Origin of the sequence: Bradyrhizobium sp. SUTN9-2 (genome assembly GCF_003122645.1) — a bacterium.
Classification (GTDB): domain Bacteria; phylum Pseudomonadota; class Alphaproteobacteria; order Rhizobiales; family Xanthobacteraceae; genus Bradyrhizobium; species Bradyrhizobium yuanmingense.
Genome location: NZ_LAXE01000001.1, coordinates 1,525,742 through 1,547,713, shown reverse-complemented (window position 1 = coordinate 1,547,713; position 21,972 = coordinate 1,525,742). Strand labels below are relative to the sequence as shown.

Here is a 21,972-nt window from a genome sequence, read left to right as displayed (position 1 = left end):
CGCAACCGTTGGTTTCCGGTTGCAACCGGAGAACGCGGCATGCGTGCACTCCTCATCATCCTCCTTCTGGCAATGCTGGCGGCGGCCGGCTACTTCGCCTATTCCGCAATGGCGGTCGAAGGTGAGCCGATCCCGACGGAAGGCTATGTGGCACTGGCGCTGGGCGCGGGGTTTTCCGTCATTGTCGGCGTCGGACTGATGGTGCTGCTGTTCTTCAGCAGCCGCCGCGGCTACGACGAGCCGCCACATTTCAGGTAAGGCACCCCGCCAGGGACGGCGGCGTGGACGGCAGGCCCGCTGCAGCGGCGCGGCAAACGACCGGCGCCGTCGTTGACGGCCTCCGCCCGGGCGGGCACTTTGGCGCCGACAACGGAGACGAGAATGTCGGACACAGCCGACGCAGCATCTAGCCCCCTGCTCGAAATCATCGGCGCCCGCGCCACCATCCGCCTCAACCGGCCGAAACATCTCAACCGGCTGCAGGCGGAGGATCTCGACGAGCTGACGAGACTGTTCGACCGGGTCGAGGCCGATCCCGATATTCGCGTGCTGGTGCTGACCGGAACCGGGCGCGCCTTCTCCGCCGGCTACGATCTCAATTCGGTCGCGGAACGCGCCGTCAGCGCGGGCGAGCAGCAGAGCGCGGGCTCGGCCTTCGAGGCCGTCGTCAACCGGCTCGAGGATCTCGGCGTGCCGACCATCTGCCGGCTCAATGGCGGCGTCTATGGCGGCTCGACCGACCTCGCGCTCGCCTGCGATTTCCGCGTCGGCGTCGATACCGCGGAAATGTTCATGCCGGCGGCGCGGCTGGGGCTGCACTACTACCCGAGCGGCATCAAACGCTACGTGACCCGCCTCGGCGTCGACAATGCGAAGAAGCTGTTCCTCACCGCGCAGAAGATCGACGCCCCGGAGATGCTGCGCATCGGCTATCTCACCACAATGGTGCCGCTGGAATTCCTGGACGAGGAGGTCGACACGCTCGCTGCGATCCTCGCCGGCAACGCCCCCCAAGCGATGCGCGGCATGAAGCGCGCGATCAACGAGTTCGCCCGCGGCGAGCTCGATGAAGGCGCCGCCGACCGGCGCCACCGCGACAGCATGCGCGGCGACGAGATCAAGGAAGGCATCAAGGCGTTCGCCGACAAGCGGGCACCGCGATTTTGACGCCCTCTCATCCACCCGCCGCGGCGGCATGCTGCGCCGCCATCTCCGCATCTGCGGCATTGATGCGCTGGAACGCCGGCCGCGCTGTCATGCGCTCCGCATAGCGGACGAAGACATCCTTCTTCGGCACGATGCCGAACATCATGGTCCAGCTGAACGCGACGCCCCACAATACGTCGGCCGCCGTCATGCGCTCGCCGAGCAGATAGGGCCCGTTCGCCAGCTGGGCCTCGAGCGCACCCAGCATCGTATCGTAATCGGCATAGGGCGATTGCGTGATCGGCGCCGGCTCTCGCTGCATGAACTTGTCGATCAAGGCAGGCTCGAACGACGACCCATAATAGGCGATCCAGCGCAGATAAGGCCCGCGCAGCGGATCGTTCAGGGCGGGGGTCAGCCCCGCTTGCGGGAACAGGTCGGCGAGATAGATGGTGATCGCGACCTGCTCGGTCACCAGCGCCTCGCCGTGGCGAATCGCCGGCACCTTGCCGAGCGGGTTGAGGGCGAGATAGGCGGGCTTGCGCTGATCGCCGGCCTTCATATTGAGGACATGGAGATCGTAAGGTGCCGCCAGCTCCTCCAGCAGCACGCGAGTGCCGGTGGCGCGCGTCTGCGGCGAATAGAACAGGGTGATGCGGTTTGGATCGGTCATGGCAGTCTCCATCTGGCCGGCTGGCGATGGCGCTGCTTGTAGCGGACCATACCTGACATCTTGTGTCAGGTATGGTCTAAGGGATCATGCGCGCGAGTCGGATGCTGTCGATCCTCACCACCCTCCAGGCCAGGGGACAGGTCACCGCGCCCGAGCTGGCGGAGGCCTGCGAAGTGTCGGTGCGCACGATCTATCGGGACATCGACGCGCTCGCGGCGTCCGGCGTTCCCGTTTACGCCGACCGCGGCGCGGAAGGCGGCTATCGGCTGCTCGACGGCTATCGCGTGCGGCTGAACGGGCTGTCGCAGAGCGAGGCGGGCGCGTTGTTCCTGGCGGGATTGCCGGGCCCAGCCGCCGCACTCGGGCTCGATGCTGCGATGATCGCCGCCCAAAACAAGCTGATGGCGGCACTGCCCCCGAATTTGCGTGAGGATGCCGGGCGGATGCAGGAGCGTTTCCACCTGGACGCGCCCGGCTGGTTCGGCGAAGCGGAAGACCCGAAGCACCTGCGCACCATCGCCGGCGCGGTGCTGCGCGGGACGCTGATCAGGATTCGGTACCAGAGCTGGCGATCCGAGAAGCAGCGCCGCGTCGCGCCGCTCGGCCTCGTGCTGAAGGGCGGCAGCTGGTATCTCGCAGGACAAGTCGACGGCAGCGTGCGCACCTATCGCGTCGCACGCGTGCTCGCCTGCACAGCCCTCGGCGACCGCTTCGATCGTCCGGCCGGCTTCGACCTCGCCGCCCATTGGCGGGCCGCGACGCTGCGGCTCGAAGCGGAGATGCACCCCAATGTCGCGATCGTCCGCCTGTCGCCGTTCGGCGTGAAGCTGCTCGACGCGCTCAGCCAGCCCTATGTCAAGGCACGCACGCAGCTCGAGGAGACAACCGATGCAGACGGCTGGCGCATTGCGCGCGTGCCGGTCGGAAAGACATCGTGGCACGCCGCGGCCGAACTGCTGCGGCTCGGCCCGGAAGCCGAAGTCCTTGAACCGGCCGATCTCCGCGACAAGATGGTCGAGCTGACGCAGGCGATGGCCGTGCGCTATCGCGCGGCGCGGAAAGCCTGATCGCGGCGCATTTTGCCGCAGCCGACGAAACATTCCTGAAACACGATTCTTCCCGCTTGCCATGAACGCGATCGCGTCTCGTCTCGACGGAAATGCAGGGACGCAACAATGGCCCTAGCGCCGAATGGAGAATGAAGATGTTTCGTAAGCTTGCACTTGGTCTGATCGCCGCCGGCACGCTCGGCGTTGCCGCTCTCGCCCCCACCGCGGCCTCGGCCGGCGGCTTCCATCACCATCATGGTCATCACCACTGGGGTCCCGGCTGGGGCTTTGGCGGTATCTACCTCAACACCGGCGTCAGCAATTGCTATCAGGAGCGCCTGGTCCGGACCCGTCACGGCCTGCGCGTGCGCGTCGTGAACGTCTGCGCCTACGGGATCTACTGATATCTCGATGTCACGACAAAGCTCCGGTCGCATCGCGGCCGGAGTTTTGCGTTGAGCTAGCCGGCCTGCCGCTGCCGGCGAAACCAGGCCCAGGTCTCGCGCGTCGTTCTGATGTAGCCGCGGCCGCGATGGACGATCTCGCCGTCGACGATCGCGTTCAGCTTCGGCAGGGCGTGAAAGGGGATCGAGGGATAAGCGTGGTGCTCGACATGATACGGCATGTTCCACGCGAACCATTTGACGATGGCACCGGTGTAAGTCGTGCGGGTGTTCTGAAAGGCGCTGCGGGTGCGGTCGCAACCGGTATGCTCGGCGTAGAGATAGGGCCGCAGGAAGAACTGCCCGATCACGAGCGGCACGATCCAGACCCAGAGCAGCAGCGCTGAAGAGAACCACAGCGACAGCGCGAACAGCAGGGCGTAGAGCGCGACATAGGCGCGCGCCTCGGCAACGATGGTGCTGCGCTTGCTCTCGGGAATCCATGGCACGACGACCTTGCCGGTGATCGCGTGGCCGAGCATCAGCCGCAGACGGCCGGCGACCTGGAGCAGGCCGCTATAGGCGAGCGCAAGCTGGGTGTCGGACGTCGGCTTCACGCCAACGATCAGCTCGGGATCCCTTTCCGGGTCCTGCGTGAAGCGATGATGGTCCCAGTGAAACAGACAGTAATATTCGTAAGGCAGCCCGATGATGAACGCCGAGAGATAGCCGACGCCGAGATTGAGGCCCCGGCTCCTAAATGCCGTCTTGTGCGCGGTCTCGTGCACCGCCATGAACAGGAAGGCAACGACATAGCCCTGCACCACCATCAGCGGCAGCGCCCAGAGCGCGCCCCAGCTCGACGAAACCGTCCAGATCAGCACGCCCACCAGCACAATCACGCTGTAATGGCCGAGGCTCTGCACCGCACCTCTGATGTTGGAGCGAACCGACAATTCGCGCAGCGTGGTGGGCGTCAGGGGCTTCAGGCGATGGCCGGCGTCCGGAATGGTTGCGTCGCTCATGGTCGGTTGCGTGCCCTACTTGCGGAGAAGCTCGGCGATCTCGGCCTTGATGAAGGCCTGGTCGCGGGGATTGTTGATGGGATTGCCGGCGCGATGGCCATGCAGCGACGGGATCGGATGCAGCACCGCCGATCTCGCGTTGACGAGCTTGCCGAGCTCGTCCTCGTTGTCGTGCACGTCGAAATAACGGTCGGTCGCGCCCGGCATCAGCAGCATGTGGGCCTTGATCGCCGCCAGCGCGCGATCGAGATCGCCGGCGAATGCCCCACACCGACTGATGTCGCCACGCTGCCAGATGCCGATCTGCGCCAGAAGATCGTTGGCATCGCGCCGCGCGAAGGTCGCATCCCAGGCGCGGACGAGATAATCCTCGAGTGAAGTGAAGCCGGCCTCGCGCCAGAGCTCGTCGCGGTAGAAGCCGTGCGACATCGCCCAGCCGGCATAGACGCGTCCCATGGCGCGGTAGCCGGCGACGGGTTTTTCGAGGAAACGACCATCGCGGAAGGCGGGATCGGCCGTGAGCGCGGCCTTCACGCTTTCAAGGAAGACGTAGTTGTAGGGTGCGCAGCGGGCGCTGCCGCAGACGACCGCGGCGCGCTCGACCATGTCCGGATGCAGCGCAGACCAGTGATAGGCCTGCATGCCGCCCATCGACCAGCCATAGACCAGCGCAAGCTTCGAGATGCCGAAGCGCTCGGTGAGCAGCCGGTGCTGGACCGCGACGGCATCGTGATAGCTCACTTCCGGGAAAGGCGCGGGCGTGTTCGAGGGCGACGACGACAGGCCGTTGCCGAACAGGTTCGGGATGATGATGAAGTAGTGCGTGGGATCGAGCACGCCGTCGGGCCCGATCAGCCATTCAATGTCGGTGTGCTGGGCGCTGAACGAGGTCGGATAGAGGATGACGTTGTCTTTGGCCGGGCTCAGCGTGCCGTAGGTCTTGTAGGCGAGCTTCAGCGCGGAAAGCACGGACCCGGATTGGAGCGCGACGTCGCCAGCCTCGAAGATGTCGTAGTCGCGCTGCGCCGTCATGCAACCAGCTCCCGCTCGCGGAGGCCGCTAGACCTCACGGCTTCCTCGATGCATCGATCATGCCGACCCCCGCAGATGCGCCGTTTGCGGCCGGCCTTATAATGTACTTATAGTACACTAATTAGAGGTCGGCAAGATAAATCCGGTCCGCAACCCGGCTCAGGCGATGGCCGCGAGATAGCGCGCGACCGACGCAGCAAACGCCGCCTTGGCACCGCTGGCGATGTTGCGGCCCCACCAGGCGCCATAGATCCGGTCGAAGGCGAACGGCTCGACGGCTGACGCAATCCGCCGCACCGCGGCGGCGTTGAGCGGCATGTAGTTCGGATAGGAATACATGAAGCTGACGAAGCGCCGGTCCATCGTCACCTGCGCGATATCTCCCGTGAGCAGCGCGCCCTTGCCGTCCGCACCACGCGCATAATGCAGCACGGTGGCGCCGGCGAAGTGGCCTCCGGTGCGCAGCAGCAGCACGTCGCCGGAGAGGCGATGGCTGTCGCCGGTCCAGTGCACGATCGACGGATGAGGCCGCGTGACGAAGGCGCGATCGTCGGCATGCAGATAGACCGGCACGCCGCCGAACCTGTCGCTCCAGTCGGCGGCCGCGCCATAATAATGCGGATGCGAGATTGCAATGGCCTTGAGGCCGCCGAGTGCTGCGACGTGGTGGATGGCCTCGTCGCTCGCGAGTGGAACGCAGTCCCACATTACGCAGCCGCCGCCGTCGGGCACCAGCAGCGCTCGCTGCCCGATGGCAAAGCTCGGCTCCATGCCGATCCCGGTCAGGCCGAGATCGTCGCGCCCCACCAGTCGGTGCTTGCGCGCGAGCTCCTCGCGCGTGAGGAAAGCTTGACCGTCCCAGCCGACGAACTGGCGCTCGTCCTCGCAGATCGGACAGGCCGCAGGGGGTTTTCCGCTATCCGGGAATTGAGCGCCGCAGGTTGCGCAGGTCCAGAGGGGCATCGCGCTGATCCATCATGATCCAGTCTTGCAAGACATGACGTCGCACTCGCCGGATCGCAAGAGCAACCGGAACCAACGGGTTGAGAGCAGGTTAAGTTCTGGTCCGCCCGGGCACCCGCCCGCCGAGTCCGCATCATGCGAGATCCGATTCGATCGGCAGCATCAAGTTCAGCGTCTCGATGACATCTCGCCCTTCAACGTCTCGCATCTGGCCCCTGTTCGCGCTCAATTTCTTCATGGCCGACATGCAGTCGGGCATCGGGCCGTTCGTCGGGGTCTTCCTTCAGGAACGCGGCTGGGCGACCGGCCTGATCGGCACGGCAATGACGATCGGCAACGTCGCGGGCATGCTGGTCACGACTCCGATCGGCGGCTTCATCGATTCCAGCCGCAACAAGCGGCTGTGGGTGATCATTCCCGGCATCTGCGTCGTCTCGGCGTCTGCAATCATCCTGATCTCGCAAAACTTCTGGGCGGTGACGTTCTCGCAAGTCGCGCAATCGCTGGCGAGCGCCGCAATCGTGCCGGCGGTCACGGGCATCACGCTCGGCATCGCCAAGCAGAAGGGCTTTAATGCACTCAATGGCCGCAACCAGGCGTACAACCACGCCGGCAACATGGTGGGCGCGGCGCTGTCGGGCTATCTCGGCTACAAGTTCGGCTATGTCGCCGTGTTCGCGCTGGCGGCCGTGTTCGGCGCCATCGCCATCGCCTGCGTCATGATGATTCCAGCCAAGGCGATCGACGACCGCGCCGCGCGCGGCAGCAAGGAGGATGATTCTAAGGCACCGCCGGATGCGATGACGATGCTGCTGAAGCACAAGGCGCTGCTCGTGCTGGCTCTCGCCCTCGCGCTGTTCCACCTCGGCAATGCCGCGATCGTGCCGCTGTACGGACTTGCCGCGGTCGCCGAGGGACAGGCCAACGGCCCGAGCTTCGTCGCAACCACCGTGGTGATCGCACAGGGCGTGATGATCGTGACCTCGCTGATCGCGATGAAGGCCGCGAGCAAGCGCAACTACTGGCCGATCATCTTGGTCTCCTTCATGTTCCTGCCCATCCGGGGCGTGCTCGCCTTCTTCGTCACGGGATGGTGGGGCGTCGTGCCGATGCAGGTGCTCGACGGCATCGGCACCGGGCTTCAGACGGTTGCCGTCCCCGGCATGGTCGCGCGCTCGCTCAACGGCACCGGCCGCATCAATCTCGGCCAGGGCGCCGTGATCACCGTGCAGGGCGTCGGCGCGAGCCTCAGCCCGGCTCTCGGCGGCTGGATCGCGCAATGGATCGGCTATGGGCCGACCTTCCTGCTGCTCGGCGGCTTTGGCCTGGCGTCGATCGCGCTGTGGCTGGCCTTCAGTGCGGCGGTGAAGAAGTATTGAGGTTCTCCGGCGCCTGGCGGTCGCGGCGCAGCGTGCTCGATTGCCCAATAAGGAGGCTGCGGCACCTCGTCGCTGGCTCAGCGCGTAGGTGCGAGTGGTTTTTCGCGCAATCTGGCGCTTTTTTAGTTGCCGCATCCCCGGCGCGCCGACGAAAGTGCGGACCGCAATGAATCGGCAATAGGCGTTCCGGCGATCGATGACCCAGCCGCAGCTCTCATTCGATGGCGACCCGAACGGTGCGGCCTATGAACAATGGCGCGAGCAGTTTTGCCGTCAGGTAGCGAACGTCGATTTCGTGCCGGTTGGTGAAGGGCGCGTTCACCGAACCATTGCGCCTGCCATTCTTCCCCGCCTCAGACTCTCGGCCTCGTTCGGCACGCCGATGTCCTTCGTGTCATTGGGAACGAACGACGAGTTGGTGATCACGACGTCGCCCAATTCGGCATTGCGTGGGGCCATGGGGAAACGGCCACTGGAGGTCGCCGCCGGCGACATCACGATCGGCGATCCCTCGATCAAGGGGGCCCAAATCACGCAACTGGCGTATGGTAATTTCCAGACCGCGCTGCTGCCGCGAAAGGCCCTGCTGCGCGCCTGCCCGAATGCCGAGGACCTGATCGCGGGGTCGATCTCCGGCGCCAACCCGATCACATCGATGTTCCTGCGATATTACGATCTCGCGCATGCGCACGCGGACAAGCTCGCGCCGGCGGAGCTCGATGCGGTCTCGCAGCACCTGTTCGACCTCGCCGTCCTGATGCTCGGCGCACGCGGCGATGCCGCCGAAGAGGCTCAATTGCGCGGCCTTGCGGCGGCGCGCTTCGAAGCGCTCAAGTCCGACATCCTGGCGCAGCTGGACAGCCCCGCATTGTCGCTGTCCGACCTTGCAGCCACGCACCGCATCAGCGCGCGCACGATCCAGTTACTGTTCGAGAAGGCCGGCATCACCTATAGCGGCTTCGTGCTGGAGCAACGATTGCTGCGCGCCGAACGACTGCTGCGAAATCCTGCGATGCGCAGCCGCAAGATCATCGAGATCGCGCACCTCGCCGGATTTCACGACGTCTCTTACTTCCATCGCGCGTTTCGCCGCCGTTTCGGAGCGACGCCCGACGATGTCAGGAAGCTGGCTGGCGAGGCCGAATAGGCGAGTTCGCCGCGACGGTGCCGGAACGGCGCCTGCTACGTCCCAAAGCTCTTCTGCACCGCCTTGTCGAGCGTTTCGCCGCCGACGAAGCGCTGGCGCAGCTCGCGCTTGAGCAGCTTGCCGCTCGGATTCTTCGGCAGGGCGTCCACGAAGATCACGCGCTTGGGCACCTTGAAGTGGGCCATATGGCCGGCGCAATGTCTGATGACGGTTTCTTCGTCGAGCTTTGCCCCGGTCTTGACCACGACGATGGCGGTCACCGCCTCGATCCAGCGCGGATCGGGCAGGCCGACGACCGCGACTTCGGAGACCTCCGGGATGCGATAGACCATCTCCTCGACCTCGCGGCTCGCGACGTTCTCGCCGCCGGTCTTGATCATATCCTTGACGCGGTCGACCACGGTGATGTGGCCTTCCTCGTCGACCGTGGCGAGATCGCCGGAATGAAACCAGCCGCCGGTGAATGCCGCCGCGGTCTTGACCGGATCGTTGTAATAGCCGGAGAGCAGATGCGGCGAGCGATGCACGATCTCGCCGACCTCGCCGACCTTGACGTCCTCCATCGCCGTGTTGACCACGCGCGTCTCGACATTGAGCACGGGCTTGCCGGCGGAGCCGGCCTTGCGGAGCTGGTCCTCCGGCCGCAGCACGGTCGCGAGCGGCGCGATCTCGGTCTGGCCGTAGAAATTCCAGAACTTTACGGCCGGCAGCCGGCGCTGCAATTCGAGCAGCACCTCCACCGGCATGATCGAGGCGCCGTAATACCCCTTCTGCAACGTCGACAGATCAGTCTTGTCGAAGTTCGGCGAGCGCAGCATCGCGATCCAGATCGTCGGCGGCGCGAAGAACGAGGTGATCCTGTGCGCCTGGATCAGCGCCAGGATGTTGTCGGCGGTCGGCTTGCCCGTGATCACGCCGGAGGCGCCGAGATAGACCTGCGGACCCAGGAACACATCCAGCTGCGCACAATGATAGAGCGGCAGAGCGTGCAGGAACTTGTCGTCCACGCTCATGCCGCCATCGATGATGCAGCTGACATACTGCCACATCACGGCTTCATGGGTCAGCATCGCGCCCTTGGGCAGCGATTCCGTGCCCGAGGTGTAGACGATCTGCGCGAGATCGCGGCTATCGACCGAGGCGTCCAGGAACGACCCGTCGGGATGCAATAGATCATCGAAGGTGGTGAGGTCGGCAGGCGCCGCGGCCGGATCCTCGCCCGGCAGCCAGATCATCTTCTCGACCGCGCAATCCTTCGCGCTCGCCGCGCGTGCCGGCCCGACGAAATCGGGACCGGTCGCGAGCAGCTTGGCGCCGGAGCTCTTCAGGATGAAATTGATCTCGTCCGGATTGAGCATGAAGTTGATCGGCACCAGCACCGCGCCGATCCGCGCCGCCGCGAAGCGTAGCGCAGCAAAGGCGTGCGAGTTGCGCGAGAGCACGGCGAGGCGGTCGCCCTTGCCAACGCCGAGGCCGAGCAGGCCGCGGCCGAGCCGGTTGCAGATCGCATCCATCTCGGCAAAGCTCCAGCTGACATCGCCGCAGCTCACCGCGAGCTTGTTCGGCTCACGGCCTGCGGAGCGGCGCAGGAGATCGCCGATGGAATGCTCGCGCGCTTTCGAGATGGTGGCTGCGGTGTCGCCGGTCATTTCTTCCCCGTGGAATTTGCCTGGATGCCCGCGCGAGCGTTGGCCAGGCCGTTGCGTTCGCAGGCTTGCGATGTTTGCGTAAAACGTAGTCGGCGCGACCGGCGGCGTCAATTCGGCCAGCGCGCTCGCAGTCATCGAGCTATCCAAGCAGCACGATAGATCGTGATCGTGACGGATGCGACGAGCTCCGATGTCAGCGGACCATCCTGCCCGCCACCGCGCACTGGACGCAGGCCCAAAATAGAGGCAGCAGCACGCCGCGTCTGATCTGCATCAAGTTGCGATGCAAAATTCGCTGCAATGCTGAGGCCGCTCCAGCCGCACGATCCGCGGCCGAGCTGACGTCTCAACAATGGGCGCCGCCGCACGGCGTTATGAACAGATGAACTTTACACCCGGTCGCGTGGTCGCCGCGCTCGCCATTCTGCTCGCCGGCGGCGGCTATTACTACTGGCAGCACCGAGATTCGAGCGCGCTGCCACCGGGCTTCGCCCGCGGCAACGGCCGCATCGAGGCGGTCGAGATCGACATTGCCACCAAGACGCCCGGCCGGATCGGCGAGATCCTGGTCAACGAAGGCGATTTCGTCACCGCGGGTCAGGTTTTGGCCCGCATGGACACCGAGCAGCTGCAGGCGCAGCGTCGCCAGGCCGAAGCGCAGCTGCAGCGCGCAACGATCAATGTCGAGACCGCGAAGAGCCTGGTGAACCAGCGCGAGGCCGAGCGCAAGGCCGCCGAAGCCGTGGTCGACCAGCGCATCGCCCAGCTCGACACCGCCAGCCGCAAGCTCGACCGCTCCGAGCAATTGATCAGAACGAGTGCGGTGTCCCAGCAGGTCCTGGATGACGACCGCTCCGCCAACGCCACGGCGAAAGCGGCGCTCGCCGCGTCCCAGGCTCAGGTCGCTGCCTCGGAAGCCGCGATCAGCTCCTCCCGCGCCATGGTGATCGATGCCGGCGCCGCGGTCGACGCGGCAAAGGCCGCGATCGAAAGCATCAACGCCGACCTCAACGACAGTGTGCTGAAGGCGCCGCGCGATAGACGCGTGCAATATCGCGTGTCGCAGCCCGGCGAGGTGCTCGCCGCCGGGGGCCGTGTCCTCAACATGGTCGATCTCGGCGACGTCTACATGACGTTCTTCCTGCCGACGGCCGATGCCGGCCGCGTCGCGATCGGCGCCGAGGTCCGCCTCGTGCTCGACGCCATCCCGCAATATGTGATCCCCGCCAAGGCCACTTTCGTCGCCGACGTCGCGCAATTCACGCCCAAGACCGTCGAGACCGAGGAGGAGCGCCAGAAGCTGATGTTCCGCATCAAGGCGCATATCGCGCCCGACCTGCTGCGCCAGCACATCGAGCAGGTGAAGACCGGCCTGCCTGGCATGGCCTATGTGCGGCTCGATCCCGCCGCGCAATGGCCCGGCGACCTCACCATCAAGCTGACGAGATGAGTGCGCAAGCCGCAGCGGAAGCACTGGCTGCCGGCGGCAGCGTGGTGCATCTGGAAGGCGTGGGCCTGAGCTACGGCAAGACCCGGGCGCTCGAGTCCATCACGCTCGATCTGCCGGCCGGCTGCATGGTCGGACTGATCGGCCCCGACGGCGTCGGCAAATCGAGCCTGCTTTCGCTGATCGCTGGTGCCCGCGCGATCCAGCAGGGCCGCGTCCACGTGCTCGGCGGCGACATGGCGAGCGCGCGCCACCGTCGCAACGTGTGCCCCGAGATCGCCTACATGCCGCAGGGGCTCGGCAAGAATCTGTATCCGACATTGTCGGTGTTCGAGAACATCGACTTCTTCGGCCGCCTGTTCGGACATGACAAGGCGGAGCGGCACAGGCGGATCGCGGGTCTGCTGCGTGACACCGGGCTCACCCCCTTTGTCGATCGGCCGGCGGCAAAACTCTCCGGCGGCATGAAGCAGAAGGTCGGCCTCTGCTGCGCGCTGATCCACGATCCCGAGCTGTTGATCCTGGACGAGCCGACCACCGGCGTCGATCCGCTGTCGCGCCGCCAGTTCTGGGAGTTGATCAGCTCGATCCGCAAGACCCGGCCTGGCATGAGCGTGATCGTCTCGACCGCCTACATGGAAGAGGCCGCGCAGTTCGATTTTCTCGTCGCAATGAACGGCGGTCAGGTGCTGGCGACCGGAACGCCCGCCGCGCTGCTGCGACAGACCGTTGCCGGCACGCTTGATGAGGCCTTTATCCGTCTCCTGCCGAAGGAGAATCGTAGCCACCATACTGGCGTCGTGATCCCGCCGCGCAGCGCGGACCATGACGAGATCGCGATCGAAGCCGACCACCTGACCCGGCGGTTCAACGGCTTCGTTGCCGTCGACGACGTCAGCTTCCGCATCAGGAAAGGCGAGATCTTCGGCTTTCTCGGCTCGAACGGCTGCGGCAAGACCACGACGATGAAGATGCTGACCGGCCTCTTGCCGGTGAGCGAGGGCAGTGCGCAGCTGTTCGGCAAGGCGATCGACGCCCGCGACATGTCGGTGCGGCGGCGCATCGGCTACATGTCGCAGGGCTTCTCGCTCTATTCCGAGCTCACGGTCGCGCAAAATCTCGACCTGCACGCGCGCCTGTTCGAGCTGCCGCCGGACACGATCGCCGCGCGCATCGACGAGATGATCGCCCGGTTCGATCTCGCCGAGGTCGCAGGCGTCCTGCCCGGTGCCCTGCCGCTGGGGCTGCGGCAGCGCCTGTCGCTGGCGGTCGCCATGATCCATGGGCCCGACATCCTCATCCTCGACGAGCCGACCTCCGGCGTCGATCCGGTCGCGCGCGACCGCTTCTGGCAGATCCTCGCCGAGCTCTCCCGCAACGACAACGTCACCATCTTCGTCTCGACCCACTTCATGAACGAGGCGGAGCGCTGCGACCGCATCTCGCTGATGCATGCCGGCAAGGTGCTGATGTCAGACACACCCGCCGCGATCACGGCCGCGCGTGGCACCGCCACGCTGGAGCAGGCCTTCATCGCGTGCCTGGAGGAGGCGATCGCGGACACGGCCGAGCCGGCCGGCCAGACGGCGGTCGCATCACCGCCTCCTGCATCCGCAACCCCCGCGCCGGCCCGGCGGCGCAGCGCGACCTTCAATCTGACCCGCATGCTCGCCTATTCCCGGCGCGAGACGCTCGAGCTGCGGCGTGATCCGATCCGTGCCACGCTCGCGATCCTCGGCAGCGTGCTGCTGCTGTTCGTGCTCGGCTACGGCATCAGCATGGACGTCGAGAATCTGACCTTCGCCGTGCTCGACCGTGACGACAGCGCGATTAGCCGCGACTACAGCCTTCAGATCGCGGGCTCGCGCTATTTCACCGAGAAAGCACCGATCACCGACTATGCCGACCTCGACCGTCGCATGCGCGCTGGCGAGATCGGCCTTGCCATCGAGCTGCCGCCCGGCTTCGGCCGCGACGTCAGCCGCGGCCGCCATGTCGAGATCGGCGCCTGGGTCGACGGCGCCAACCCGACGCGCGCCGAGACGCTGCGCTCCTACGCGCAGGCGATCCACGCGACCTGGCTCGCGCAGAAGGCCCGCGAGCTCTATGGCGAGGCGGCGATCGCCGGCAGCTACCAGCTCCAGGTACGCTACCGCTACAATCCCGACGTCGTCAGCGTCGTCGCGATGGCGCCCGGGATCATCCCGCTGCTGCTGGTCCTGATTCCGGCCGTGCTCGCCGCACTCGCGGTGGTGCGCGAGAAGGAGCTGGGCTCGATCGTCAACTTCTACGTCACGCCGGTGACGCGGCTGGAGTTCCTGCTCGGAACGCAGTTGCCTTACGTCGTGCTGGCATTCGCCAATTTCCTGCTCCTGGTCGGTTTCGCGCTCACCGTCTTCGGCGTCCCCTTCACCGGAAGCTTTGCGACCTATGCGCTCGCCGCGCTGCTCTACGTCACGGCCACCACCGGCATGGGACTGGTGATCTCGGCCTTCATGAACAGCCAGATCGCCGCGCTGTTCGGCACCGTGCTGATCACGCTGATTCCCGCGATCCAATATTCCGGGCTGATCGATCCGGTGTCGTCGCTCCAAGGCCTTGGAGCGGCGATCGGCCGGCTCTATCCCACCACCTATTTCGTCACGATCTCGCGCGGTACCTTCTCCAAGGGTCTCGGCTTCGACACGCTCCACAACGATCTGCTGGCGCTCGGCGTCATGGTGCCCATCCTGGTGATTGCCGGCGCGATGCTGCTGAAGAAACAGGCTCGATGACCATGCGCTTCGACCACGTGATCCAGCTCGGCATCAAGGAATTGCGCGGCCTGGTACGCGACCCCATGCTGCTCGGGCTCATCGTCTATTCCTTCACGCTCGCAATCTATGCCGGAGCCAAGGCGCTGCCGGAAACCTTGAACCGCGCCGCGATCGCCATCGTCGATGAGGATCGCTCCCCGGTTTCGAGCCGCATCGAGCTGGCATTCACGCCGCCCTACTTCTCCGAGCCGCGCCTGATCTCGCAATATGAGATGGACCGGCGGATGGACGCGGGGCTCGACACTTTTGCCCTGAACATTCCGCCGGAATTCCAGCGCGACCTGCTGGCAAGGAAGTCGCCTGCGATTCAGCTCAACATCGACGCGACGCGAATCTCGCAGGCGTTCAACGGCGGCGGCTATATCGAGCAGATCGTCAGCGCGGAGATCGCAGAGTTTCTGGCGCGGACCCGCAATGCGCAGACCGCGCCGATCGAGCTCACCTTGCGGGCCCGCTTCAATCCGGAGCTGAAGAAAGCCTGGTTCGGCGCCGTCGACGAGCTCATCACCTCGATCACCATGCTCTCGATCATCCTGACGGGCGCGGCGCTGATCCGCGAGCGCGAGCACGGCACGATCGAGCATTTGCTGGTGATGCCGGTCACGCCGCTGGAGATCATGGTCAGCAAGGTGTGGTCGATGGGGCTGGTGGTGCTGGCGGCCTCGGCGCTGTCGATCGTCTTCGTCGTCAAGGGATGGCTGGCGGTCTCGATCGACGGCTCGGTCGCGCTGTTCCTGCTTGGCGCGGCGCTGCAGCTGTTTGCGACCACCAGCATGGGCATCTTCCTCGCCACTGTCGCCGGATCGATGCCGCAGTTCGGATTGCTCCTGATGATGACCCTGCTGCCGCTGCAGACGCTCTCGGGCAGCATGACGCCGCGCGAGAGCATGCCGCAATTCGTCCAGGACATCATGCTGGCCGCGCCCAACACGCATTTCGTGATGCTGGCGCAGGCGATCCTGTTTCGCGGCGCGGGCCTGGAGGCGGTCTGGCCGCAGCTCCTCGCGCTCGCCGTGATCGGCAGCGTCTTCTTCGCGATCGCGCTGCGGCGGTTTCGGGCGTTTCTGACGTGAGGCGCGAGGGCTTCGCATCAAAGAGTGCGAAAACAACCCCATGCACAGTAGAGATCACTTTGTTTTTGCTGCGGAATCTATTTCAGGGTCGCGCCTGCGCCCGACGCTATCGCCAGACGGATCGAGGTGCAGCCTTCTGCGGTCTTCCAGGCGCGAAACGGCTGATTGCAGAGCGCTATCTGAAGCGCTGATCCGGGCCAATTTTTGTGCACTGTCACCGCAATTGATTGGCGCCCAACGCAGGCCTCCAGAAGCTACCCCTCCAAAATCGCGACCGCTCGCGTCCATCCCGCCGAGGCTCGCTCGATCTTCACGGGGAAGCATGACACCTTGAAGCCGGTTGGCGGCAGTTGTTCGAGATTGTGCAGCTTCTCGAGATGACAATAGCCGATATGGCGTCCGGCCTTGTGGCCTTCCCAGATCAGGCTGGCGTCTTTCGTCTCGGCATATTTCTTCGCGGTGTGAACGAACGGCGCGTCCCAACTCCAGCCGTCGGTGCCGGTCAGGCGCACGCCACGCTCGAGCAGGTACATGGTTGCCTCATAGCCCATGCCGCAGCCCGAGGTGACGTAGTCCTGCCGGCCGTATTTGGCGCCGGCGCTGGTGTTGACCACGACGATCTCGAGCGGCTTCAGCTCGTGGCCGATGCGCTTGAGCTCGGCCTCGACGTCTTTGGCCGTTGCGACATAGCCGTCCGGCAAGTGCCGGAAGTCGAGCTTCACGCCGGGCTGGAAGCACCATTCCAACGGCACCTCGTCGATGGTCCAGGACCGCTCGCCGCGATTCATGGTCGGGTGAAAATGCCAGGGCGCATCGAGATGCGTGCCGTTGTGGGTGGAGAGACTGACCTGCTCCACCGCCCAGCCCTGGCCATCAGGCAGATCCTCGGCCTTCAGTCCATCGAAGAACTGCAGCATGCGCGGCAGGCCCTGCTGATGATTGATGTACTGGATCGTCGGATGATTGCCAGGCGGGTCGGCCGGCACGTCGTTCTGGAGGGGGACGGAGATGTCGATCAGCTTGCTCGTCATGGCGCTTCCTCGTTGATTGTTCTCGTTGGCGGCAGTCAGGCGTCGCTTCAAGCGCGCCTTCAGACGCCCCCTTCAGGTTTCTTGCCGCTCGACGCGATTCTTCAAAATGCCGATCTTCTCGACCTCGAGCTCGATCGTATCGCCATGCTCGAGAAACCAGCCGAGCTCGAGGCCGCAGCCATTGCCGACCGTGCCGGAGCCGATGAATTCACCGGGCATCAGCGTCTCGTCCTGGGAGACGTGCGCGATGATCTCCTCGAACGAAAACAGCATGCCCTCACTCACGCCTTTCGAGCGGGTCTCGCCGTTGACGCGCGCTTCCATCTTCAGCTTGTAGGGATCACCGATCTCGTCCGGTGTCACGATCCAGGGCCCCATCACGTTGCCGCCGTCAAAACTCTTGCCCTTGGCAGGGCCGAGCCGTCCCTCCATCTCGATGCGCTGGGCGTCGCGCGCGGAGAAATCATTGAAGATGGTGTAGCCGAAGATGTGATCCTTGGCTTTCGCGGCGGAAATGTTCGCGCCCTTGTTCTTGGTCATGATCCCGAATTCGAGCTCGTAGTCCATCACCTTGCTGTAGCGCGGCCATTTCACTGTGGTGTTGGTGCCGCGGACGCTGAAGCGGTTGGTGATGTAGAAGATCGGCTGCTTGCGATAGACCTCGGGCAATTCGCCGAGCGGCTCGGCGTCGATGCGCGCCAACTCTGCCATGTCGCCCTTGGCACGCGCGGCGAGCTTCAGCTGCCCGCGCGGCGCTTGCAGGATGTGCAAGGGGAACGACATGCCGTCGCGCATTTGCCTCGGCTCCGGCACCGGCGCGAGGATGTCGACGGTGGTGACCGCCGCCGACAGCGTCGCGTCCTTTCCGTGCTTGTCGAGCAGGGCCCGGGCCCGATCGAGCGCGCGGGGCCCCGCGTCGATCAGCGCCAGCATCGAGCCGAAGGCCGGATCGGCTCCGCCGTCCCGTGCGGCCGCGGCGGCGAGGTCAAGCACCTGGCTGTCATTGCTATGGACGGCTCCGATCTTCTCCTGGCCGGCCGATCTGAACGTTGCGAGCTTCACCTTGGGCACCCCTTGTCATCGTTTCAAATATATGATCAGATAAAATATCGATAAACAAGACTGAAAAATACAAAACGGGGAGAGCGCAGTGAGGCGAACGAGCAGAACGATGTTGGCGGGCCTCGTGCTCGGGATGTCTGCTGGCCTGACGGCACCCGCGCTGGGCCAAGCCAAGATCCAGATTGGCTGCACCGCGACCTCCGACTGCGCCTCGGCCATGGTCGCGGTCGACGAAGGCATCTTCAAAAAGCACGGGCTGCAAGTCGAGATGACGCCGATCGCGATCAACTCCAACATCCCGGCGGCGATCCTGTCGAACTCGATTCAGGTCGGCGGCCCCACCTCCACCGTCTTCCTCCAGGCCGTCGACGGCGGCCTCGACCTGGTCGCGATCGCCGGCGCCTCGGTCATGAATCCGACCTCGAACACCGCGATCGCCGCCTTCGTCCGCAACGGCATCACCATCAAGGATCCCAAGGATTTCATCGGCAAGAAGGTCGGCGCGCCCGGCCTGAACGCCTTTCTCCATGTGCTGTTCGTGAAATGGCTGGTCGAAAAAGGCGTCGATCCCAAAAGCGTCAATTTCGTCGAAGTCACCTTCCCCACCATGGCCGACATCATCAAGTCGGGCGGCGTTGATGCCGTGCTCACGGCCGAGCCGTTCGTCACGCGCATGAGCAATGCGGGGCTCGGCTCGGTCGGCGCGCGCTACGGTGCCGAGCTCGGCCGCACCGATCCGATCATCTTCTATGCCGCCTCGCGCGACTGGGCGGAGAAGAATGTGGCCACCGTGAAGAAATTCCGCGAAGCCGTCGCGGAGGCGGCCGCGATCGTCAACGGCGACCGCGAGAAGGCCTCGGCCTCGATTGCCAAGTTCACCAAGCAGCCGCTCGAGCTGGTCAAGGCAACGCCGCCGAACCAGTCCGAGCCGAACCTCAAGCCGCAAAACCTCAGCTGGTGGATCGAGGTGATGTCGTCGCAGAAGATGCTGCAATCAAAGCTCGACACCGCGAAACTGGTGCTGAACTAAGGGATATCGACGATGCCAGCTCCCGAGCGCACTCTCGAACGCCTGCCGACGGAAGCCGGCACCTTGAGCGAACGTGCCGCAAACCTCATCGAGCAGGACATCCTGGCAGGAGATCTCGCGCCGGGATCGCGGCTCGGCATCGTCGACCTCGTGCAGCGCTACGAGATCGGCGCCACGCCGCTGCGTGAAGGCCTGTCGCGATTGATGTCGCGCGGCCTGATCGTGGGCATCGGCCAGCGCGGCTTTCGGGTCGCCGAGGTCAGCCGCGAGGATCTCGCCGACATCACCTGCATGCGGACCGCGGTCGAGATCGAGGCTGTCAGGCTCGCCATCCTCCACGGCGATGCCGCCTGGGAGGCCGGCATCATCAGCGCGCTGCACCAGATGCGCCGACACATCGAACGCACCGGCAACGAATTCCGCGAGGGCGCGGCGGAGTTCGACCGGCTGCACAAGGGCTTCCACACCGCGCTGCTCGCCGCCTGCGGCTCGCGGCGCATGCTGGCCGCCCACTCCGACCTCTACGACCAGGCCTACCGCTATCGCCGCGTGATGATGGGCGCCATCGACAGCAGCGAGAGATTCATCCGCAGTCACCAGATGCTCGCCGACCACGTGCTCGCCCGCGACGTGGCCGCCGCGCAAAAAATGCTGGCGGCGCATCTGCACTCGACCATCGATTTCGTCTATCCGCAGGTGGGCGGAGAGCAATCATGAGCGTCGTTGCAAGGCTCAGCGAGGTGCGCGCCGCGCGGCCGCAGAAACCGCTGATCGCGTTCAACGCCGCGACGCTGCGGCTCGGCGGCAAGATCATCATCGAGAACCTCGATCTCCAGGTGCGGCCGGGCGAATTCCTCTGCATCGTCGGCGCCTCCGGCTGCGGCAAGACCACGGCGCTGCGGCTCGCCGCAGGCCTCTATCGCCCCACGAGCGGCGCGGTGACGTTTGACGGCGAAGAGATCACCGAGCCGCGGCGTGAGGTCGCGATCGTGTTCCAGGATTACGGCAAGGCGCTGTTGCCGTGGCGGACCGCGGCCGGAAACATCTCGCTGGCGCTGGAAGCCTCGCGTGTGCCGGCGCGCGAACGCGGCGCGCGCATCGAGGCGCTGCTGCGCAAGGTCGGACTGCCCGGCCATGCCGACAAATATCCGGCCGAAATGTCCGGGGGCATGCAGCAGCGCCTGCAGATCGCGCGCTGCCTTGCGCAGGAGCCGACCACGCTCTTGATGGACGAGCCGTTCGGTGCGCTGAATGCAATGACGCGGCAGGGCTTGCAGGACGAGGTCCTGTCGCTGACGCAGGCGAGCGAGACCACCGTGATCTTCGTCACCCACGATCTCGACGAGGCGATCTATCTCGGCGACCGCGTCATCGGCCTCTTGCCGCATCCGGGCCGGATCGGGATCGAACTCGACGTCGACCTGCCGCGTCCGCGCGACCAGCTTGCCACCCGCGAGCATCCGGAATTCCTGCGGCTGCGCCGGCAATTGTTCGACTTCATCAAGGCGACCGAGCATTGAGCCTCGATCGCACCAAGCCCTTGCTGCTGCCGCTGGCGCTGGTGCTGGCGTTTGAGCTCTGGGCGCGCCTCACCCATCTGCAAAGCGACAGCCTGGCGCCGCCGAGCGCAATCCTCGCGGCGCTGGCCACGGCGCTCGCCGATCTCTCGATCCCGATCGCGACCCGCGACACGCTGTTCGCTGCCTTCGCGGGTCTTTCCATCGGCAGCGCCATCGGGCTTGCGCTCGGCATCGCCTTCGGCATTTCGCGTCCGCTTGACCGGCTGATGGAGGTGACGGTCGAGGCGATTCGCCCGATTCCCTCGATCGCGCTGCTGCCGATTGCGTTGATCGCGCTCGGCTTCGGCTACCGCATGGAGATCGTGATCGTGGCGTTCGCCTGCGTCTGGCCGATGCTGATCATGACCCGCAGCGCGGTGCGCAGCATCGAGCCGCGATTGATGGAAGTGTCGCGGGCCTTGCGGCTGAGCGCGCCGCAACGGATCGCGAAGATCGTGATCCCGGCCGCACTGCCGCGGATCTTCGTCGCCTTCCGCCTGTCGGCCGGGATCGCCCTGATCGTCGCGGTCACCGTCGAGATCGCCATCAACCCGATCGGCTTGGGTGCCGGCATCATGCTGGCACAGCAGGCCCTGCGCGCCGACCTGATGCTGGCCTATCTCGTCTGGATCGGCGCGATCGGCTACGCGCTGAACATGCTGTTGATCGCCGCCCAGCGCCGTCTGTTCGGCCGCGCCGCGCTCGCCGGAGACAATCCATGAAGCGCACCGCGATCCTCTGGCGTGTCGCAAGCGCCCTCGTCGCAGCCGGCTTCATCGCGGCGTGGCAACTCGTCGCCAATCTGAAGCTAGTGTCGCCGGTGTTCCTGCCCGGTCCGGACCGCGCCTGGGCCGCTTTGGTGCGCGGCTTTTCCAGCGGCGATCTCGCGGGCAAGCTCATCGGCACGCTGGAGCACATGGCCTATGGCTGGTTCGCCGCCTCGATCGCCGGCATTGCGCTTGGCGCGCTGATCGGTTCGTCCCGGATGATGCGCGCCTATGTCGCGCCGTCGCTGGAATTTTTGCGGCCCCTGCCGGTCTCGGCGATCATCCCGGTCGCGATCGCGATGCTCGGGCTGACGCAAGGCATGGCGCTGTTCGTGATCGCCTTCGGCGCGATCTGGCCGATCATGCTCGCCACCATTCACGGCTTTGCCGCCGTCGAGCCGCGGCTCTATGAGGTCGCCCGCTCGCTGCAGATGTCGCGCACCGCAATCATCGCCAAGATCGCCCTGCCCTCGGCATTGCCGGATATTCTCGCGGGCATGCGGCTCAGCCTGACGGTTGCGCTGATCCTCTCGGTGGTCTGCGAGATCCTGGCCGGCCTCGACGGCCTTGGTCACTGGGTGCTGCTCTCGGCACGCGCGTTCCGGTCCGCCGACCTCTTCGCCGGCGTCATCCTGCTCGGTGCGACCGGATATTTGACGTCGATTGCGATGTCACTGGTCGAGCAGCGGCTACTCGCCTGGCAGACCGCGGCGAGGTAGCGCGGCGATCCCATCGCCAAAA

21 protein-coding genes are annotated in these 21,972 nt (G+C 65.4%); 14 read left to right on the top strand and 7 right to left on the bottom strand.

Features of this window, described 5'->3' with window-relative positions; all coding sequences use genetic code 11:
- The first annotated feature begins 39 nt into the window (after nucleotides 1-39).
- Together XF30_RS07300 and XF30_RS07295 are read left to right on the top strand one after the other, a co-directional pair.
- Nucleotides 40-258, top strand: a complete 219-nt coding sequence (locus tag XF30_RS07300; RefSeq protein ID WP_035997220.1) for a hypothetical protein — start codon at nucleotides 40-42, stop codon at nucleotides 256-258.
- Between the two features lie 123 nt (nucleotides 259-381).
- Nucleotides 382-1,167, top strand: a complete 786-nt coding sequence (locus XF30_RS07295) for an enoyl-CoA hydratase/isomerase family protein (protein ID WP_036021024.1) — start codon at nucleotides 382-384, stop codon at nucleotides 1,165-1,167.
- A gap of 7 nt (nucleotides 1,168-1,174) precedes the next feature.
- On the opposite strand, the gene XF30_RS07290 is transcribed toward XF30_RS07295, so the two are convergent.
- Nucleotides 1,175-1,819 carry a glutathione S-transferase family protein gene (locus XF30_RS07290; RefSeq protein WP_109145611.1) on the bottom strand — a complete coding sequence of 215 codons (645 nt, stop codon included), beginning with the start codon at nucleotides 1,817-1,819 and terminating at the stop codon, nucleotides 1,175-1,177.
- Nucleotides 1,820-1,905: 86 nt separating this feature from the next.
- Between XF30_RS07290 and XF30_RS07285 the strand changes: the two genes are divergently transcribed.
- Nucleotides 1,906-2,886, top strand: coding sequence for a helix-turn-helix transcriptional regulator (locus XF30_RS07285; RefSeq protein WP_109142307.1), 981 nt, complete (start codon nucleotides 1,906-1,908; stop codon nucleotides 2,884-2,886).
- A gap of 137 nt (nucleotides 2,887-3,023) precedes the next feature.
- On the top strand, nucleotides 3,024-3,272 hold the full coding sequence (locus tag XF30_RS07280; protein ID WP_035997328.1) for a hypothetical protein: 249 nt from the start codon (nucleotides 3,024-3,026) through the stop codon (nucleotides 3,270-3,272).
- A 56-nt stretch (nucleotides 3,273-3,328) separates the two neighbouring features.
- Here the strand turns inward: XF30_RS07280 and XF30_RS07275 are convergent, their stop codons facing one another.
- The 3 genes from XF30_RS07275 to XF30_RS07265 all read right to left on the bottom strand — a co-directional run bounded on the left by XF30_RS07275 (nucleotide 3,329) and on the right by XF30_RS07265 (nucleotide 6,271).
- Nucleotides 3,329-4,276 carry a fatty acid desaturase gene (locus XF30_RS07275; RefSeq protein ID WP_109142306.1) on the bottom strand — a complete coding sequence of 316 codons (948 nt, stop codon included), beginning with the start codon at nucleotides 4,274-4,276 and terminating at the stop codon, nucleotides 3,329-3,331.
- A gap of 15 nt (nucleotides 4,277-4,291) precedes the next feature.
- The gene (locus XF30_RS07270) at nucleotides 4,292-5,308 is read right to left on the bottom strand and encodes an alpha/beta fold hydrolase (RefSeq protein ID WP_109142305.1); all 1,017 of its coding nucleotides are present in this window, start codon (nucleotides 5,306-5,308) and stop codon (nucleotides 4,292-4,294) included.
- A gap of 159 nt (nucleotides 5,309-5,467) precedes the next feature.
- Complete coding sequence (locus XF30_RS07265; RefSeq protein ID WP_109142304.1) at nucleotides 5,468-6,271, bottom strand: MBL fold metallo-hydrolase; 804 nt, start codon at nucleotides 6,269-6,271, stop codon at nucleotides 5,468-5,470.
- Nucleotides 6,272-6,450: 179 nt separating this feature from the next.
- On the opposite strand from XF30_RS07265, the gene XF30_RS07260 reads away from it, so the two are divergent.
- Nucleotides 6,451-7,650 carry an MFS transporter gene (locus XF30_RS07260; RefSeq protein WP_109142303.1) on the top strand — a complete coding sequence of 400 codons (1,200 nt, stop codon included), beginning with the start codon at nucleotides 6,451-6,453 and terminating at the stop codon, nucleotides 7,648-7,650.
- 196 nt (nucleotides 7,651-7,846) lie between these two features.
- A complete protein-coding gene (locus tag XF30_RS07255) occupies nucleotides 7,847-8,797 on the top strand; it encodes an AraC family transcriptional regulator (protein ID WP_036021010.1) in 951 nt (316 codons plus the stop codon).
- A 35-nt stretch (nucleotides 8,798-8,832) separates the two neighbouring features.
- Here the strand turns inward: XF30_RS07255 and XF30_RS07250 are convergent, their stop codons facing one another.
- Nucleotides 8,833-10,446, bottom strand: coding sequence for an acyl-CoA synthetase (locus XF30_RS07250; RefSeq protein WP_109145610.1), 1,614 nt, complete (start codon nucleotides 10,444-10,446; stop codon nucleotides 8,833-8,835).
- A 382-nt stretch (nucleotides 10,447-10,828) separates the two neighbouring features.
- On the opposite strand from XF30_RS07250, the gene XF30_RS07245 reads away from it, so the two are divergent.
- Genes XF30_RS07245 through XF30_RS07235 form a run of 3 tightly spaced genes read left to right on the top strand, consistent with a single transcriptional unit; the run spans nucleotide 10,829 to nucleotide 15,782 of the window.
- Entirely contained in the window at nucleotides 10,829-11,896 is a 1,068-nt protein-coding gene (locus tag XF30_RS07245; protein WP_109145609.1) for an HlyD family secretion protein, read from the top strand.
- Nucleotides 11,893-14,667, top strand: coding sequence for a ribosome-associated ATPase/putative transporter RbbA (gene rbbA / locus XF30_RS07240; protein ID WP_192893061.1), 2,775 nt, complete (start codon nucleotides 11,893-11,895; stop codon nucleotides 14,665-14,667). The genes XF30_RS07245 and rbbA overlap by 4 nt, the downstream gene beginning before the upstream one ends.
- 2 nt (nucleotides 14,668-14,669) lie before the next feature.
- The gene (locus XF30_RS07235) at nucleotides 14,670-15,782 is read left to right on the top strand and encodes an ABC transporter permease (RefSeq protein ID WP_109145608.1); all 1,113 of its coding nucleotides are present in this window, start codon (nucleotides 14,670-14,672) and stop codon (nucleotides 15,780-15,782) included.
- 254 nt (nucleotides 15,783-16,036) lie between these two features.
- Here XF30_RS07235 and XF30_RS07230 read toward each other — a convergent pair whose 3' ends face one another.
- Nucleotides 16,037-16,813, bottom strand: a complete 777-nt coding sequence (locus XF30_RS07230) for a cyclase family protein (RefSeq protein WP_109142301.1) — start codon at nucleotides 16,811-16,813, stop codon at nucleotides 16,037-16,039.
- Between the two features lie 72 nt (nucleotides 16,814-16,885).
- Complete coding sequence (locus tag XF30_RS07225; protein WP_109145607.1) at nucleotides 16,886-17,875, bottom strand: fumarylacetoacetate hydrolase family protein; 990 nt, start codon at nucleotides 17,873-17,875, stop codon at nucleotides 16,886-16,888.
- 109 nt (nucleotides 17,876-17,984) lie between these two features.
- Here XF30_RS07225 and XF30_RS07220 point away from each other — a divergent pair, with 109 nt between their 5' ends.
- The 5 genes from XF30_RS07220 to XF30_RS07200 are packed head-to-tail and all read left to right on the top strand — an operon-like array spanning nucleotide 17,985 to nucleotide 21,950.
- Entirely contained in the window at nucleotides 17,985-18,905 is a 921-nt protein-coding gene (locus XF30_RS07220; RefSeq protein ID WP_244608879.1) for an ABC transporter substrate-binding protein, read from the top strand.
- 12 nt (nucleotides 18,906-18,917) lie between these two features.
- Complete coding sequence (locus XF30_RS07215) at nucleotides 18,918-19,622, top strand: GntR family transcriptional regulator (RefSeq protein ID WP_109142299.1); 705 nt, start codon at nucleotides 18,918-18,920, stop codon at nucleotides 19,620-19,622.
- Nucleotides 19,619-20,425, top strand: a complete 807-nt coding sequence (locus tag XF30_RS07210; RefSeq protein ID WP_109142298.1) for an ABC transporter ATP-binding protein — start codon at nucleotides 19,619-19,621, stop codon at nucleotides 20,423-20,425. The genes XF30_RS07215 and XF30_RS07210 overlap by 4 nt, the downstream gene beginning before the upstream one ends.
- Nucleotides 20,422-21,186 carry an ABC transporter permease gene (locus tag XF30_RS07205; RefSeq protein WP_109142297.1) on the top strand — a complete coding sequence of 255 codons (765 nt, stop codon included), beginning with the start codon at nucleotides 20,422-20,424 and terminating at the stop codon, nucleotides 21,184-21,186. The genes XF30_RS07210 and XF30_RS07205 overlap by 4 nt, the downstream gene beginning before the upstream one ends.
- Nucleotides 21,183-21,950: an ABC transporter permease gene (locus XF30_RS07200; protein WP_109142296.1), complete on the top strand. Its 768-nt coding sequence runs from the start codon at nucleotides 21,183-21,185 to the stop codon at nucleotides 21,948-21,950. The genes XF30_RS07205 and XF30_RS07200 overlap by 4 nt, the downstream gene beginning before the upstream one ends.
- The last annotated feature ends 22 nt before the right edge of the window (nucleotides 21,951-21,972 follow it).